Below are 1284 nucleotides of genomic sequence, written 5' to 3' on the forward strand. Positions count from 1 at the left end.
CACGGTTGGACAAATTGGCCGGGAACAGCTTGACCCGGTCGCCAAGCTCGCTAGCCAGCGCCTCCAGTTTCTCGACGCGGGTGCCATGCAGGCCGACGATCGCGCCTTGCGCATGCAGCATCCGGGCGATCGCCTCGCCGATGCCTCCCGATGCGCCGGTGACGAGCGCCTTGCGGCCAGTCAATTCGAACATTTTTGTCTCCTGATTGAGAAGAGAACACCCCTTTGCAGGGAATGGGATCAAATAGGGCTTTATGCAAGCGCTGCTAGCGTTGCCTCGACCTCAGCCGCCGAGCCGACCGACGCAGTGGCGATGTCGCGGTTGATGCGCCGCGCCAATCCCGAAAGCACCTTGCCGGCGCCAATCTCGTAAAGCGTGGTGACGCCATTTGCGCCGAACCACTCCACGGTCTCGCGCCAGCGTACGCGGCCGGTTATCTGCTCGACCAGGCGGCGGGCGATCTCGTCCGGATCGCTGGTCGGGCTGACCGTGACATTGGAGAGGACGGGAACGACCGGCGCATTCTTTGTCACACCGGCGAGTGCGTCGCGCATAACGTTCGCGGCCGGCGCCATCAGCGCCGAATGGAAGGGCGCGGACACCTGCAGCATCAGTGCGCGCTTGGCGCCTTTCTCAGTGCACAGTTTCGCCGCCAGTTCGACCGCGGCCCTGGCGCCGGAAATGACCAGTTGGCCGCCGCCATTGTCGTTGGCGATCTGGCAGACGGAGCCTTTGGCGGCTTCCGCGCAAGCGGCTTCGACATCGGCCTGTTCCAATCCGATGATCGCCGCCATGGCGCCCTCGCCGGCCGGCACCGCCGCCTGCATGGCATTGCCGCGGATGCGCAGCAGCCTGGCGGCATCGGCAACCGAAACGAAGCCAGCGGCCGCGAGCGCCGAATATTCGCCCAGCGAATGACCGGCGACATAGGCGACCTTGCCTTTCAGCGAGAAGCCGCGCGATTCCAGCGCCCGGATCGCGGCCAGCGACACCGCCATCAGCGCCGGCTGCGCGTTGGCGGTCAGCATCAACGTCTCTTCCGGCCCTTCCCAGATCAGCTTCGACAGGTTTTCGCCGAGCGCGTCGTCGACTTCCTGGAAAATTCTGCGCGCCTCGGGAAAGGCCTCGGCGAGATCCTTGCCCATGCCGACTGCCTGGCTGCCTTGTCCAGGAAAGGTGAATGCAACGGCCATGCGCGGGCTCCCAAGGGCTGGTTTTGCTTGCCTGATAGACGAGTTTTTCTTGCCTGTGACGCAAGGCAGGCCGCCAAGTCAAGCCCGGTT

The 1284-nt window shown here is 64.7% G+C and carries 2 protein-coding genes; both read right to left on the reverse strand.

Features of this window, described 5'->3' with window-relative positions:
* The coding region (locus ENZ75_RS32090; RefSeq protein ID WP_245467437.1) for an SDR family NAD(P)-dependent oxidoreductase at window positions 1-193 on the reverse strand (193 nt) is incomplete at its 3' end.
* A gap of 59 nt (window positions 194-252) precedes the next feature.
* Window positions 253-1194: an ACP S-malonyltransferase gene (gene fabD, locus ENZ75_RS32095; protein ID WP_013532517.1), complete on the reverse strand. Its 942-nt coding sequence runs from the start codon at window positions 1192-1194 to the stop codon at window positions 253-255.
* Window positions 1195-1284 lie beyond the last annotated feature (90 nt).

This window comes from Mesorhizobium sp. M7A.F.Ca.CA.002.04.1.1 (assembly GCF_004022805.1).
GTDB classification, from domain to species: domain Bacteria; phylum Pseudomonadota; class Alphaproteobacteria; order Rhizobiales; family Rhizobiaceae; genus Mesorhizobium; species Mesorhizobium ciceri.

Excerpts from the sequence above, each read along its gene's own strand:
- fabD (WP_013532517.1), bottom strand. The coding sequence starts at position 1,194 with ATGGCCGTTGCATTCACCTTTCCTGGACAAGGCAGCCAGGCAGTCGGC.